General features: G+C 68.4%; 12 protein-coding genes and 1 tRNA gene. 9 read left to right on the forward strand and 4 right to left on the reverse strand.

The features are described 5' to 3' along the window. Positions 1-4 precede the first annotated feature (4 nt). Genes OZ671_RS04315 through OZ671_RS04325 form a run of 3 tightly spaced genes read left to right on the forward strand, consistent with a single transcriptional unit; the run spans position 5 to position 3,866 of the window. Complete coding sequence (locus tag OZ671_RS04315; protein WP_103168521.1) at positions 5-886, forward strand: ABC transporter permease; 882 nt, start codon at positions 5-7, stop codon at positions 884-886. Then, positions 883-2,505, forward strand: a complete 1,623-nt coding sequence (locus OZ671_RS04320; protein WP_268859583.1) for a dipeptide ABC transporter ATP-binding protein — start codon at positions 883-885, stop codon at positions 2,503-2,505. Before OZ671_RS04315 ends, OZ671_RS04320 begins: the two co-directional genes overlap by 4 nt. 56 nt (positions 2,506-2,561) lie before the next feature. Beyond that, the gene (locus OZ671_RS04325) at positions 2,562-3,866 is read left to right on the forward strand and encodes an NAD(P)/FAD-dependent oxidoreductase (RefSeq protein WP_268859584.1); all 1,305 of its coding nucleotides are present in this window, start codon (positions 2,562-2,564) and stop codon (positions 3,864-3,866) included. 220 nt (positions 3,867-4,086) lie between these two features. On the opposite strand, the gene OZ671_RS04330 is transcribed toward OZ671_RS04325, so the two are convergent. Further along, the gene (locus OZ671_RS04330; RefSeq protein ID WP_268859585.1) at positions 4,087-5,295 is read right to left on the reverse strand and encodes an aminotransferase-like domain-containing protein; all 1,209 of its coding nucleotides are present in this window, start codon (positions 5,293-5,295) and stop codon (positions 4,087-4,089) included. Positions 5,296-5,454: 159 nt separating this feature from the next. Here OZ671_RS04330 and OZ671_RS04335 point away from each other — a divergent pair, with 159 nt between their 5' ends. Beyond that, complete coding sequence (locus tag OZ671_RS04335; protein WP_268859586.1) at positions 5,455-5,916, forward strand: Lrp/AsnC family transcriptional regulator; 462 nt, start codon at positions 5,455-5,457, stop codon at positions 5,914-5,916. Positions 5,917-6,614: 698 nt separating this feature from the next. On the opposite strand, the gene OZ671_RS04340 is transcribed toward OZ671_RS04335, so the two are convergent. The 3 genes from OZ671_RS04340 to OZ671_RS04350 form a co-directional block, all read right to left on the reverse strand. Further along, a complete protein-coding gene (locus OZ671_RS04340) occupies positions 6,615-7,118 on the reverse strand; it encodes an Hsp20/alpha crystallin family protein (protein WP_268859587.1) in 504 nt (167 codons plus the stop codon). A gap of 99 nt (positions 7,119-7,217) precedes the next feature. Next, positions 7,218-7,697, reverse strand: coding sequence for an Hsp20 family protein (locus OZ671_RS04345; protein WP_268859588.1), 480 nt, complete (start codon positions 7,695-7,697; stop codon positions 7,218-7,220). Positions 7,698-8,011: 314 nt separating this feature from the next. Beyond that, a tRNA-Glu gene (locus tag OZ671_RS04350) sits at positions 8,012-8,087 on the reverse strand. Between the two features lie 424 nt (positions 8,088-8,511). Here OZ671_RS04350 and OZ671_RS04355 point away from each other — a divergent pair. The 5 genes from OZ671_RS04355 (at position 8,512) to OZ671_RS04375 (ending at position 13,969) form a co-directional block, all read left to right on the forward strand. Beyond that, a complete protein-coding gene (locus tag OZ671_RS04355) occupies positions 8,512-10,113 on the forward strand; it encodes an ABC transporter substrate-binding protein (protein ID WP_268859589.1) in 1,602 nt (533 codons plus the stop codon). Between the two features lie 117 nt (positions 10,114-10,230). Then, entirely contained in the window at positions 10,231-11,166 is a 936-nt protein-coding gene (locus OZ671_RS04360) for an ABC transporter permease (RefSeq protein WP_038312646.1), read from the forward strand. Positions 11,167-11,176: 10 nt separating this feature from the next. Further along, on the forward strand, positions 11,177-11,998 hold the full coding sequence (locus OZ671_RS04365) for an ABC transporter permease (RefSeq protein ID WP_038312649.1): 822 nt from the start codon (positions 11,177-11,179) through the stop codon (positions 11,996-11,998). Further along, the gene (locus tag OZ671_RS04370; protein ID WP_268859590.1) at positions 11,995-12,975 is read left to right on the forward strand and encodes an ABC transporter ATP-binding protein; all 981 of its coding nucleotides are present in this window, start codon (positions 11,995-11,997) and stop codon (positions 12,973-12,975) included. The genes OZ671_RS04365 and OZ671_RS04370 overlap by 4 nt, the downstream gene beginning before the upstream one ends. Next, entirely contained in the window at positions 12,968-13,969 is a 1,002-nt protein-coding gene (locus tag OZ671_RS04375; protein WP_268859591.1) for an ABC transporter ATP-binding protein, read from the forward strand. Before OZ671_RS04370 ends, OZ671_RS04375 begins: the two co-directional genes overlap by 8 nt. Positions 13,970-13,971: the final 2 nt, after the last annotated feature.

Genomic DNA, 13,971 nt, shown 5'->3' on the forward strand with positions numbered 1-13,971 from the left:
GGTCATGTCGGTCACGGAACGCACCCTATCCCGCGCGCGCCGCAGCCCGCTCGTCGAGGCGCTGCTGGCGAACCGCGTCGCCCTGTTCAGCGGCGTGCTGCTGATCGCGATCGTGCTCTCGGCCGTCTTCGCGGCGCCGATCACGGGCGACGACGCGCTGCTGATCCGTCCGCGCCAGCGGCTCAGGCCGCCGGGTGCCGACTTCTGGTTCGGCACCGATGCGCTCGGCCGCGACGTCTTCGCGCTCGTGCTGCATGGCGGCCGGATCTCGCTGCTGGTCGGCCTGCTGGCGGCGCTGGCGGGCGCCGCGATCGGCACCGTGGTGGGGCTCCTGACCGGCTATCTGCGCTGGCTCGATCCGATCGTCATGCGGATCATGGACGGCATCATGGCCATTCCCGGCATCCTGTTCGCCGTGGCGCTGGTGTCGTTGGTCGGACCGAGCCTCGTGACCATCGTCGCCGCGATCACCTTCGCCGAGATCCCGCGCGTGACGCGGCTGGTGCGCAGCGTGGTGCTCAGCGTGCGCGAGGAAGCCTATGTGCGCGCGGCCGAGGGCCTCGGCATTCCGCCGCTGCGCGTGCTCGTCCGCCACATCCTGCCGAGCTGCATCGCGCCGCTGATCGTGCAGACGACCTACATGTTCGCGGCGGCGATCCTGTCGGAAGCCGTGCTCGGCTTCCTCGGCGTCGGCTTCCCGCCGGACCTGCCGAGCTGGGGCAATGTCCTGGCCGAGGGGCGCGCGGTGTTCCAGCGCGCGCCGTGGACGATCATCGCGCCGGGGCTGTTCCTCGCGGTCACCGTCATGGCCGTCAACCTGCTTGGCGATGGCCTGCGCGACCGGCTCGATCCGCGTCTCTCCCGCGCCGCGAAAGTCTCGTCATGACCGCGTCAGAGCCGATCCTTCGCATCGAAAACCTGAGCGTCGCGCTTCCCGAAGGACTCGACCGCACCCATGCGGTTCATGGGCTCTCGCTCGAGGTCCATCGCCGCCAGATCGTCTGCGTGGTCGGCGAGTCCGGCTCGGGCAAGTCGGTGACGGCCGCCGCCGTCATGCGTCTCCTGCCCGAGACGGTGCTGCGCATTACCGCCGGCACGATCCGCCTGGAGGGCGAGGACATTGCCGCCGCTTCGCCGGCGCGCCTGTGCGACCTGCGCGGCAACCGCATGGCGATGATCTTCCAGGAGCCGCTGACGGCGCTCAATCCGGTCATGCGGGTCGGCGAGCAGATTGCCGAGGTGCTGCGCATCCATCGTCCGGACATGGCGCGCGAGCGGGTGGCCGCCCGCGTCGGCGAGCTGATGGCGGATGTGCATCTGCCCGATCCCGCGCGGCTCGCCGGGGCCTATCCGCATCAGCTCTCCGGCGGCCAGCGCCAGCGCGTGATGATCGCCATGGCGCTGGCGCTGGAACCGGCGCTGATCATCGCCGACGAACCGACCACGGCGCTCGACGTCACCACCCAGGCGCAGATCCTCAGGCTGTTCCGCGAGCTCCTGACCAAGCACGACAGCGGCATCCTGATGATCACCCATGATTTCGGCGTCGTCGCCGATGTCGCCGACCATGTCGTGGTCATGCGCCAGGGCGAGGTGGTCGAGCGCGGCGCACCGGCGAAGGTGCTGAACGCGCCGGAGCATGCCTATACGCGCGCGCTGATCGACGCCGTGCCGCGCTTCCGTTACCGGGCCGAGCCGGAGGCCCGCGACCGGCCGCTGCTCGCCGTCGAGAACCTGACGCTGACCTATCGTTCGACGAGCTTTCTCGGCGCGCGCCGGGAGACGCGCGCGCTCGACGCCGTCTCGTTCAGCCTCGCGCCGGGCGAGACGCTCGGCATCGTCGGCGAATCCGGCTCCGGCAAGACCAGCCTCGCCAAGGCCCTGCTGCGCTTCGAGACGCCCGATTCCGGCCGCATCCTGTTCAGGGAGCGCGACGTCGCGGGGCTTGCCGGCGCGGCGCTGCGCGAGATGCGCCGGCATATCCAGATGGTCTTTCAGGACCCCTACAAGTCGCTCAATCCCCGCCGTCGGGTCGGCCAGTCGCTGATCGAGGGGCCGGTGCAGCATGGTCTGCCGCGCGCCAGGGCCATCGCGCGCGCCGCGGAGCTGATGGAGCTGGTCGGGCTTCGGCACGACGCGCTCGATCGTTTCCCGCACGAATTCTCCGGCGGCCAGCGCCAGCGGATCTGCATTGCCCGCGCGCTCGCCATGGAGCCCTCGGTGATCGTCGCCGACGAGGCGGTCTCGGCGCTCGACGTCTCGGTGCAGGCGCAGGTGCTGCGGCTGTTCGAGGACCTGCAGCTCAGGCTCGGCTTCGCGATGATCTTCGTCACCCACGACCTGCGCGTCGCGTCCAACATCTGCGACCGCATCGCGGTGATGCAGCGCGGCCGGATCGTCGAGATCGGGCCGTCGCGGCGCGTGTTCGAGCAGCCCGACGCCGCCTATACGCGCGAGCTGCTCGCCGCCGTGCCCGGCTTCGTGCGCGAAGCCGCGGCCACCTGACCTGCCGTTCGCTCGCCCCGCCGGGCGTCGAGCGGCCTGAAACCATCCGGTGCGACATGACGAACCATGAGACAGCGCCCGCCTACAAGGCCCGGTCCGGCTGGAACGCCTTGCTGCCGGAACGCGTGCCGCGGGAGGAGGTGCCGCGGCAGCGCCGGTTCCGGACCATCGTCGTCGGCGCCGGTTATACCGGCCTCGCCGCGGCCCGGCGTCTCGCCGAGCTCGCCCCGGGCGAGGAGGTGCTGCTCCTCGATGCGGCGACGATGGGCGAGGGGGCTTCGGGGCGGAATTCCGGCTACCTGCTGATCAATCCCGGCGAGCCGAGCGCCAATGCCGCAGGCTTCACTGCCGATTGGGCGGCGCGCCAGATCGCGCTGGTTCAGGCCGGGCTCGACTGGCTGCGCCAGCTCGTCGCGACCCATGCGATCGCCTGCGACTGGCAGGAGGATGTGCCGGCCATCACGGCGGCGGCGACAGCCGGCGGCGAAAGGACCGTCCGCGCGACGCGCGACCGCTACCTGTCCTGGGGCATCGCATCGAAGGACTATGCGGCCGAGGAGCTCAGGCGCATCTTCGGGACAGGCTATTATCGCCGCGGCATCCAGTCGCTGACGCGCGCGCTGGTGCAGCCGGCCGCGCTGCACCGGGGGCTTGCCGACAGCCTGCCGGCGGCGGTGACGCTGGTCGAGAACACCCCGGTGCTCGCGCTCGGCAATGAGGCCTCCTTCACGGTGCGCACGAGCCGCGGCGACTTCGTCGCTGACCGGCTGTTCCTGACCAACAATCTGCATGCCCGGGCTTTCGGCCTCGGCGGCGACCGGATGGTCGGGATCTACACCTATGGCGCCTTCACGCCCGAGCTCGACGCGGCGACGCTCGAACGTTTCGGCGAGGCGCCGCAATGGGGCGCGCTGCCGGCCCACCGCATGGGCTCCACCTTGCGCAAGACGATGGGTCGGCTGCTGGTGAGGAGCGGCGATTCCTATGAGCGCGAACTCGAGCCCGATGCGGCGCGGGCCATGCTGACGCAGCTCTACCGCAACCGCTTCCCGGGGTTGAAGAGCTATGCCTTCGAACATGTCTGGGGCGGGCTGACCGCGGTGACGCATAATGGCGCCTTCCTGTTCGGCGAGGTCAGGCCGGGCCTTTTCGTCTCGGCCGGCTGCGGCGGCGCCGGGGTCACCCGCGGCACGATCCACGGCAGGCTGCTGGCGGAGCTCGCCCATGGCGTGCCGTCGCAATTGCTGAGCGACCGGCTGGCGCTCGACGGCCCGAACTGGCTGCCGCCCGAGCCGCTGCGCGGCATCGGTGCGAGAGCCCAGATCGTCTGGGAGACATGGCTTGCGGGGGCCGAGCGCTGACGCCAGGCGGCCGAAAGGGCCGGTCCGCTCCGGTGAGGTCACGGAACCAACGCCGGTTCGCAGCTTGCGACGGCCTGCCTTCCGCATGTTTTCCGGCATGGCCGGAGGCATTCCCGAACGCGTCGAGGTTGCCGGCCGTGGCGCTGCCCGGACAGCGCCGAGGCCGTTTGCGATTTGCGCGGGGGGGCCGGGCTCATGCCGTGCCGCCTGCGGCGGCCGGTCAGGCCGCCCTGGCAAGCGTCGTGCGGGTCGCCTCGGCCAGCCGGCGCACCCCTTCGTCGAGCTTGTCGGGAGCGTTCAGGGTGAAGTTGATACGGATCGACCGGCGGTTCCGGCCTTCGGGATCGAAGACGCTCGACGGCGTGATGCAGACGCCGTGCGCGAGCGCTTCGCGGAGCAGGCGATCGGTGTCGAGCGCGGCATCGCGCGCCGTCGCCCAGACGAACATGCCGCCCGCCGGGATCTCCCAGTCGAAGAGGTCGCCGAGGTGGCGCGCCATGGCCGCTCCGAGCGCATCGCGGCGCGCGCGGTAGAGCGCGAGGACATCGGGCAGGATGCGCTCGGTCAGCCCCATCGCGAAAGCCTCGTGCGCGATGCGCTGGCTGAGGCCTGAGCTCGACATGTCCGAACCCTGCTTGGCGCTGATCAGGGCCTGGATCATGTCGGGCGCGGCGACGACCCAGCCGATGCGGAAGCCGGGGGCGAGTTCCTTCGACAGCGTGCCGAGATAGACGACCGGTCCGTCATAGACGGCCGCGCCGCCGGCCGAGAGGCTCAGCATCCGCGGCAGCGGCGCGCCATCGTAATAGAGCGTGCCATAGGGATCGTCCTCTATGAGCCAGGTGCCGGTGGCTTCGGCCGCCGCGACCAGCGCGCGGCGCTCCCCGAGCCCGACCAGCCGGCCGGTCGGGTTCGAGAAATTCGGCACGGTATAGGCGAACTGCGCATCGCGCAGCGCCAGCGCCGGGTCGAAATCGCCGGCTTCCAGGCACATCGGCCGATAGCGGGGATAGCGCGGTTTCCAGGCGTCGAGCGCGCCGAGATAGGCCGGGCTCTGCGCCGCGACCAGCCCGCCCTGGTCGAGCAGCACCTTGCCGATGAGGTCGAGAGCCTGCATCCCGCCCGACGTGATCAGCACATTGTCGCGCGTGAGATGGAGGCCCGGAGAGCTGAAGCGCGCCGCGATCAGGTCGCGCAGGCCCGTGAGGCCCTCGATCGGGGCATAGGCGAGCGCCTCGCCGGGATGGTCGGCTATCGCCCTGGCGGCGAGCGCCGAGAGATCGGCCACCGGCCAGGTCGCCGGGTCGGGCAGGCCGCCGGCCATGTTGATGAGGTCGGGGATCCGGCCCGCCGCCAGGAAGATCTGCGTGACGTCGTTGGTCTCGGCGAGCCAACCGGCAAATGTCGGGCGTCGGGCAGGGGGCGGCATGGTCGTGTCCTCGGATCGGGTTGGGCGGCCGGCGAGGCGCGGCCGCCAAGGACAGTCTAATCGGCAAGACCCTGATGAAACTCCGCGATTTCCGACGTTCATTGCGCCATCTGCGCGTGATATCACTCCCGATGAGAAGATTCTGAGAGTTTTTCACTCATGGCCGTTCTCGATGCGATCGACCACCGGATTCTCGACGTGCTGCGCCGGGACGGGCGGATTTCCATGCTGGATCTCGCCGAGCGCGTCGGCCTGTCGGCCACGCCCTGCGGGCGCCGCGTCAAGCGGATGGAGGAGGAGGGCGTCATCAAGGGTTATGCCGCCCGGATCGACCCGGCGGCGCTCGGGCTGACGGTCAGCGTGCTCTGCTCGGTGCGGCTGGCCCGCCATGGTACCGAAGGAACCGAGCAGTTCCTCTCGGCCATAGCCAAGCGGCCGGAGATCACCGAATGCCTGCTGGTGGCCGGCAATGTCGACTATGTCCTGCGCATCTGGGTGCGCGACCTCGATGAGCTCGGCACCTTCATCCGCGACGTGCTGCAGTCCATCCCCGCGGTCGGGGAAACCACGACCATGGTGATCCTGAAACACGACAATCCGCACTGGAAGGCGGCGCCGTGAGGGGGACGGTCACGTGCTCTCCAAGGTTTCGAGCGTCAGTCGGTGACGCTCCGCGTTCTGATCGACCAAGGCGGCGGGCGCGAGTTGCCGGGTCACCGCTGTGTCCGGATCCGACGGGGCACCGACCAGCTTTGCCAATGGGAGTTCGAAAGGAGCGACAGGGCGGTCGCGCTCGCCGCGCCCGGCACATTGACCGTTGATGCAAGCCATGCCTCGATCGGTCTGGGCCTCGGTGGAGCCGGCATCATTGACGGCGCGGAGCCTGTCCTTCGCCCGCACATCCGGACGGGGCCTGATGGCCGTGCTCGGCGACTGGGCGTCGGTGGCGAGCGGCCTTCACGCCCGCCATCCCGGCCATCGCCAGGTCCCGGCCGCCTTGCGCCTTCCCATCGATCTCATTCGGGACATGCGGCGCTGGCCGGCCGAGGCGGACGTCCGCTGCCGCTTCACGGATCGGCCGCCGCGGCGTTCAAGACGGCGCATGAGCCCTGGCAAGAGATCAGCCACGGACGTGGTGGTTCGCATTTTTCCACCAGCAGACACTGCCGCATCGGCGCGTTTCACGCAGGCTGTCACCTCGCCCTATGGACCAAGATCGCCTCCGAGGCGAACGTGTAGATCTCCCTCGTCCATCCCTCCCATCTGGCAAGGGGTGGTACCGGCGGCGCTGCCAGACCGCCGCCGGCTATTCCACCTCGTCAGCTCTTGATCGCGATCCGCTTTGCCTGCGATTGTGCTTTCGCGCTCTTGGGCAGGGTTATGGTCAGCAAGCCGTTTCGAAAGCGCGCCTCGACCTTGTCCGGCTCGACCTCGATGCCGAGCGGAATTCGGCGCTCGAAATGACCGAAGAAGCGTTCGGAGAACTGCTTCTCCTTGTCTTCTGTCTCCGAACGCTTTTCGCCTTTCAGCGTCAGCACACCGTCATCGAGCAGCACCTCGATGTCCTTCTCCTCAAGTCCGGGAATCTCGGCCGTCACCTTGAGTTCTGTGCCGGTGTCGGAAATCTCGACGGTGGGCCAGATGACTCGAGGCACGGAGCCCAGGGCCGGCAGGCGGCTGTCGAATGAACGGAAGACATCGTCGAACAGCCGATTCATCTCGCGATGCAGTGACAGGAACGGGTTGCGGTCATCCTCACCATAGAGGACCGGGACGTGGCTGCTGGCCGAGCGGCCCCAGGGGATCAGGTCGCGAACACCCATTGTATCCTCCTCCTGTTCATTGAATTGCCATAGCGATCCCGTGGCGCCGGGCAGTCAGCCCGGCGCTCTGTGCGAACAGCTATGGCGGGAAGATCTGCCTCAGGCAGCAGCCCGCGTCTCGGGCTGGCTCTGCTTCGTCTCGACCTTCGGAAGTGTGGCGCCGGTCGCGATCTCGATCCGGCGCGGCTTCATCGCCTCGGGCAGTTCGCGCTTGAGGTCGATGATCAGCAGTCCGTTTCCGAGCTTGGCACCGACGACCTTGACATGGTCGGCGAGCTCGAAGCGACGCCGGAACGCCTGGTTGGCGATGCCGCGATGCAGATACCGCGCGTCGTCATCCTCGGGCCTTTGGCCAGACACGATGAGAAGGTTCTGTTCCTGCATGATGGTCAGATCGCTCTGCGCGAAGCCGGCCAGCGCCATCGTGATGCGGTAGTCGTCCTCGCCCACCTTGATGATGTCGTAAGGTGGCCAGTCATTGAACGGTTCGACTCGGCTTGCTGCCTCGAGCGCGTTCAGCATCTGGTCGAAGCCGATGCTCGACCGGAACAGCGGAGAGACGTCCAGAGTGGTTCTCATAGCCACATCCTCCATTGAGCAACATGGATACAAGCGTCACCCGCCGGCGCGTGTGTGCGGCGGGCCGGCCCCTATCGGCGACCGGTGTTTAGGGATTTAGGGCAGGCCGCCGCCCTTTCAAGAGTTCCGCGTATGACCGCTCGGCGCCCGCCTCGGGCACGCGCCAAAATCGCCTCAACGGCGCGTAAGCGCTTCGAACTTCTTTACCGACAAAAGCGCCGATTCGACGCCTTCATGCCTCGGCATCAGCCGCTCCCGGCAAGGGCTCGGTTTCGGCAGCAATAGCGTGCTGGGGGCGGGCCGTCGGCGGAAATTGGCGCTCCCTAGGGGATTCGAACCCCTGTACCCAACGTGAAAGGCTGGTGTCCTAGGCCTCTAGACGAAGGGAGCGCGACCGCGATGCGGCGCGCCGGTTTATAGGGATGTTCGCAGCCGTCATCAACCCGTCTTGTCAAAGTTTTCCCACAGGCCGTTTTTGGGCGACCGGCAGGCTGCGGACGGTCCAGGCGTGCCGGGCAGGGGCGTTTCAACAGGCGACGGCAGGCCGATCGCTGCAGCGTGGCATACACGCCGCGCCAGCCTGTCATGATCCCGGCGGCGGAGCGAGGCGGCATTCTGCCGACAGGATCCGGCAATCTGTAGGGGACTTGTGCAAAATGGCAGTCGCCTCCGGCGGCGGAATGATTCTAGGCTGCGTCTCAACAAGAAGAGCCGGCGCGGGTCGTCACCTGCGATCGGCATGTCGGAGCCGGCGAGGGCCGGCTCGTGGAAGCCGCAGCCAGGCGGCTGACGGTCCGGGGGAGTAGAGGCCTTCATGAGGAAGTCTTTTGTTGCGATGGCGTTCGCCGCCGTCATGGGAGTGGCCGGGCTCTTGGCCACGGCCGCCGATGCGCAGACGCCGCGACGCGGCGGCACGATCCGGTTCACCGCGCCCTACGGCTCGAGCTTTGCGAGCCTCGACATCCATACGACGCCGCGCAGCCAGGACGAGATCTGGGCGCGGGCGATCCACCGGACGCTCTACAGCTGGGACGCGAACGCCAACAAGCCGGTGCTGGAGCTTGCCCGCGAGGCGCAGGTCTCGGCGGACGGCCTCGTCTATACGTTCAAGCTGCGCGACGACGCCTATTTCCACAACGGCCGGCGGATGACCGCCGACGACATCATCTGGACCTATACCCGGCTGATGGACGCCTCCAAGGCGTTTCCGGGCGCGCGCTACGCCCGCATCATCAAGGGCGCGGTCGAGGTCGAGAAGGGCCAGGCGCGCGAGATCTCGGGCCTGCGCAAGATCGACGACTTCACCCTGGAAATGACGCTGACCGAGAAGGTCGACCCGGCCTTCAACTTCTTCCAGGCCACCACCTCGATCTATCCGCAAGGGGAGGGCAACAGCGAGGCCTTCCTGTCGCGGCCGATCGGCCTCGGCCCGTACAAGTTCGTCGAATATGTGCCGGGCTCGCGCCTCGTCGCCGAGCGCTGGGAGCGCTACTACAAGCCGGGCCGGCCCTATGCCGACCGGGTGGTGATCTCGATCATGGGCGAGGCCGCCGCGCGCGACGTCGCCTTCCGCAGCCGCGAGATCGATGCCTCGATCCTCGGCGCCGCGCAATATGTCGCCTATCGCGGCGATGCCCAGCTCTCGCGCGGCCTGCTCGAAGTGCCCGAGGTGTTCACCCGCTCGATCGGCATGAACCCCACCTTCAAGCCGTTTTCCGACCGGCGCGTGCGCCAGGCGATCGCCTATGCCATCGATGCCGATCTCATCATCAAGCGCCTCCTGCGCGAGAAGGCGTTCCGCGCGACGAGCTGGCTGCCGATCTCCTCGCCGGCCTACGACAACGCGCTGAGGCCCTATGCGCATGATCCCGCCAAGGCGCGCCAGCTGCTCGCCGAGGCGGGTTATCCCAACGGCTTCGAATTCGAGTTCACCGCCACGGCGAACGAGAGCTGGGGCATCGTGGTGGTCGAGGCGATCATCCCGATGCTGCAGCGCGTCGGCATCCGCGCGACGATCAAGCCGGTCGAATCCACCGTGCTCGCCGAGGTGCTGCGCAACGGCCAGTACCAGGCCTTCATGTACTCCATGCAGTCGGGGCCGGATCCGGCCACCGCGCTGCGCTGCTTCCATTCGGCGACGCCGCAATCGGCCTGCAATTACGCGCTGTTCCGCAACGCCGATTTCGACCGGCTGCTGGACGAGGCCGGCCGCACCGACGACCAGGCCAAGCGCCTCGATCTCCTGCGCCGCGCCAACGCCATCCTCTACGAGGAGCTGCCGTTCTGGTTCTTCAACTACAACAAGGCGGTGATGGCCTATCAGCCCTGGGTGCACGGGCTGCAGCCGAACGCCACGGAGCTTGCCGTCCAGAACTACGAGGACATCTGGATCGACGAGACCTCGCCCGCCAAATAGGCGCGCACCGGGCCCGCACCTCCCTGGGGGCGGGCCCGTCCACGATCGATCCGACCGTCACGTCGCGCGTTCCGGGCCTTGCCTGAGCCTTGCCGGAGCGTCTGGCCGGAGCCCTCCATGATCCGTTTCGTCGTGCGCCGCCTCGTTCAGGCCGTACCCATCATCCTGGCCGTCGCAGCCCTCATCTTCATCCTGTTCAGCGTCATTCCCGGCACCTTCGCCTCCAGCCTCGGCGACGACGGCCGCACCGTCATCGACCCGGCCGTGATGGAGCGCATGAACAAGGAGCTCGGCCTCTCCGACCCGGTTCATGTCCGGTTCGGCAACTATGTCCTGAAGCTCGCCCAGCTCGATCTCGGCACCTCGTTCCGCACCCGCCAGTCGGTCGGCTCCATGCTGATGGCCCGGCTCTGGCCGACCGCCCAGCTCACCTTCGCGGCCATGGTCTTCGCCATCGTCTTCGGCGTCGCGCTCGGTTTCATCGCGGCGCTGAAACCCGGCAGCCTGCTCGACACATTGTCCATGGTCGGTGCCGTCTCGGGACTGTCGCTGCCGAAATTCTGGCTCGGCCTGCTGCTCATGTATCTCTTCGCGCTGCAGCTCGGCTGGCTGCCGAGCTTCGGCTACGGCAACGGGGGCTTAAGCCACCTGATCCTGCCGGCGGTGACGCTCGGCGTCGCGCCGATGGCGCTGCTCGCGCGCACCACCCGCGCCGCGGTGCTCGACATCATGAATGCCGACTTCGTCCGCACCGCCCGCTCCAAGGGCATGAGCGAAAGCCGGGTGGTGCGCTGGCATCTCGCACGCAATGCGCTGGTCATCGTGCTCACCACGATCGGCCTGCAGTTCGGCACGGTGATCGGCCAGGCCGTGGTGGTCGAGAAGCTGTTCGCCTGGCCGGGCCTCGGCTCGCTGCTGGTCGACAGCGTCACCCTGCGCGACATTCCGGTGGTGCAGGGCGCGATCCTGTTCATCGTGCTGCTGTTCCTCGTCATCAACACGCTGGTCGACGTGCTCTGCGCCATCGTCGATCCGCGCATCAAATATACCTGAGGGCGCGCCCATGAAGCTCAATGCCAGTCTCGTCATCGGCGGCATCTCGCTCGCGGTCGTGGTGGTGGCCGGGGTGTTCGCGCCCTGGCTCGCCCATTCCGACCCGGTGCTGGACGCCAACCTGATGAATGCCGAGCTGCCGCCGGGCGCCGAATTCTGGTTCGGCACCGATGCCCAGGGGCGCGACATCTACAGCCGCGTGCTCTACGGCGCGCGCATCTCGCTCACCGTCGGCATCATCTCGCAGCTCATCAACACGGTGATCGGCGTCGCGCTCGGCCTGTCCGCCGGCTACTGGGGCGGCTGGTGGGACGATTTCGTCTCTGGCCTCACCAATATGATGCTGTCGATCCCCTCGCTGATCTTCGCGCTGGCGATCATGGCCGTGCTCAGTCCCGGCCTCACCAGTCTCCTCATCGCGCTCGGCCTCACCAACTGGTCGTTCACCTGCCGCCTGGCGCGCGCCTCGGCGCTGTCGCTGAAAAGCCAGGGCTATGTCCAGGCGGCGAAGACGCTCGGCTACAGCGACATCCGGATCATGCTGACCCAGCTCCTGCCCAACATGCTCGGCCCGATCATCGTCATCGGCACGCTCGGCATCGGCGGCGCGGTGCTGGCGGAGGCGACCCTGTCCTTCCTCGGCCTCGGCATCCGCCCGCCGTTCCCGAGCTGGGGCAGCATGCTCTCCGACGCCCGCGAGCAGATCTCCACCGCGCCCTGGATCTCGGTCTTCCCGGGCCTTGCCATCTTCGTCACCGTGCTCGGCCTCAACCTGCTCGGCGACGGATTGCGCGATATTCTCGACCCGCAGTCGCGGAGCCGACGGTCATGACCGATCAGCCGCTTCTCGAGGTCGAGAACCTGAGGATCGACCTTTCCGTCGGCGAGCGCCGCTTCGCGGCGGTCGAGGACGTCTCCTTCAGCATCCGGCGCGGCGAGACCTATGGGCTGGTCGGCGAATCCGGCTGCGGCAAGAGCATCACGACGCTCGCGCTGATGGGGCTGCTGAAGCCGCCGCTCAGCATCGGCGGCGGCACCATCCGCTTCGAGGGGCGCGAGATCCAGGGCCTCGGTCCCTCGGAACTGCGCAAGCTGCGCGGCGACCGCATCTCGATGATCTTCCAGGAACCGATGACGGCGCTCAATCCGCTGCAGCCCGTCGGCCGGCAGATCGCCGAAATGTTCGTGCTGCACCGCGGCGCATCCTGGAGCGACGCCCGGCGCCAGGCCGTCGAGGCGCTCGCCAGCGTCAAGGTGCCGGCGCCCGAGCGGCGGGTGAAGGACTATCCGCACCAGCTCTCTGGCGGCATGCGCCAGCGCGTGATGATCGCCATCGCGCTCGCCTGCGGGCCGGATCTCCTGCTCGCCGACGAGCCGACGACCGCTCTCGACGTGACCGTGCAGGCGGAGATCCTCGACCTCATCCGCGAACTGTCGGCGGCGAAGGGGACCGCCGTCCTGATGATCAGCCACGATCTCGGGCTGATCGCCAACATGTGCCGGAGGGTCGGCGTCATGTATGCCGGCCGCCTCGTCGAGGAGCGCGCGGCGGCCGACGTGTTCAAGAGCCCGAGCCATCCCTATACGGGCGGCCTCGTCGCCTCGCTGCCGCTGCTCGGCGCGCGCGGACGGCACGGGCAGAAGAAGCTCAACGAAATTGCCGGCGTCGTGCCGCCGGTCACCGCCTTTCCGGCCGGCTGCCGGTTCAATCCGCGCTGCGGCGCCCGGACCGACATCTGCGAGCGGCAGGATCCGGATGCGACGCCGCTCGACGGCGGCGGCCTCGTGAGGTGCCACCATCATGCCTGAGTCCGTCATCCTCAAGGTGGAAGACCTCGCCGTGCATTTCCCGCTCGGCGGCGGGCTGCTGGGCGGGCCGCGGCGTGTGGTCCATGCGGTCAACGGCGTCGACCTCGAACTGAAGCGCGGCGAGTGCCTTGGCCTCGTCGGCGAGTCCGGCTGCGGCAAGTCGACGCTCGCGCTTGCCATGCTCGGCCTGCAGCCGCCGACTCGCGGCCGCATCGTGGTCGACGGCACCGAGGTCGGCAGCGCCGCCATCGACCGCAAGGCGCGGGCGCGGGTCGCCCAGATGGTGTTCCAGGATCCCTATTCCTCGCTCAATCCGCGCCAGACCGTGCGCAAGACGCTGGCCGATCCGCTGCGGCTGCACGGCATCAGCGCGGCTTCCGAGATCGACGGGCGGGTCGAGGCCATGCTCGCGCGCGTCGGACTGCGAGCCGATGCCGCGGAGCGCTATCCGCACGAATTTTCCGGCGGCCAGCGCCAGCGCATCGGTATTGCCCGCGCCCTGATCCTGGAGCCGAAGATCGTCATCCTGGACGAGCCGGTCTCGGCGCTCGACGTGTCGATCCGGGCGCAGATCATCAACCTGCTGCTCGAGCTGAAGGCGACGCTCGGCCTCTCCTACATCATGATCAGCCACGATCTCGGCGTGGTGGAGCATATGAGCGACCGGGTCGCGGTCATGTATCTCGGCCGGATCGTCGAGAGCGGACCCTGGGAGGAGATCTTCGCCAGGCCCGGCCATCCCTATACGCGGGCGCTGATCGCCGCGATCCCGGACCCGTTCAAGCTGAGCCGCGGCACCAGGATTTCCGGCGAGATCCCCAATCCGCTCGATCCGCCCGCCGGCTGCAGCTTCCATCCGCGCTGCCCGGAGGCGCGGGATGCCTGCCGCGTGCCGCCGATCCCCGATCTCGACGAGGTTGCGGCGGGCCATTTCGTCCGGTGCCGCCGCTTCCATGAGATCGGCCGAATGCAGCCGGCCGCCGCCGAGGCCTGACC

Origin of the sequence: Phreatobacter sp. AB_2022a, from assembly GCF_026847585.1 — a bacterium.
Taxonomy (GTDB): Bacteria; Pseudomonadota; Alphaproteobacteria; order Rhizobiales; family Phreatobacteraceae; genus Phreatobacter.

Coding starts and splice junctions, on each gene's coding strand:
- OZ671_RS04345 (WP_268859588.1), bottom strand. CDS start 7,697: ATGAGAACCACTCTGGACGTCTCTCCGCTGTTCCGGTCGAGCATCGGC.
- OZ671_RS04365 (WP_038312649.1), top strand. CDS start 11,177: ATGAAGCTCAATGCCAGTCTCGTCATCGGCGGCATCTCGCTCGCGGTC.
- OZ671_RS04315 (WP_103168521.1), top strand. CDS start 5: ATGTCGGTCACGGAACGCACCCTATCCCGCGCGCGCCGCAGCCCGCTC.
- OZ671_RS04320 (WP_268859583.1), top strand. CDS start 883: ATGACCGCGTCAGAGCCGATCCTTCGCATCGAAAACCTGAGCGTCGCG.
- OZ671_RS04375 (WP_268859591.1), top strand. CDS start 12,968: ATGCCTGAGTCCGTCATCCTCAAGGTGGAAGACCTCGCCGTGCATTTC.
- OZ671_RS04325 (WP_268859584.1), top strand. CDS start 2,562: ATGACGAACCATGAGACAGCGCCCGCCTACAAGGCCCGGTCCGGCTGG.
- OZ671_RS04340 (WP_268859587.1), bottom strand. CDS start 7,118: ATGGGTGTTCGCGACCTGATCCCCTGGGGCCGCTCGGCCAGCAGCCAC.
- OZ671_RS04330 (WP_268859585.1), bottom strand. CDS start 5,295: ATGCCGCCCCCTGCCCGACGCCCGACATTTGCCGGTTGGCTCGCCGAG.
- OZ671_RS04355 (WP_268859589.1), top strand. CDS start 8,512: ATGAGGAAGTCTTTTGTTGCGATGGCGTTCGCCGCCGTCATGGGAGTG.
- OZ671_RS04335 (WP_268859586.1), top strand. CDS start 5,455: ATGGCCGTTCTCGATGCGATCGACCACCGGATTCTCGACGTGCTGCGC.
- OZ671_RS04370 (WP_268859590.1), top strand. CDS start 11,995: ATGACCGATCAGCCGCTTCTCGAGGTCGAGAACCTGAGGATCGACCTT.
- OZ671_RS04360 (WP_038312646.1), top strand. CDS start 10,231: ATGATCCGTTTCGTCGTGCGCCGCCTCGTTCAGGCCGTACCCATCATC.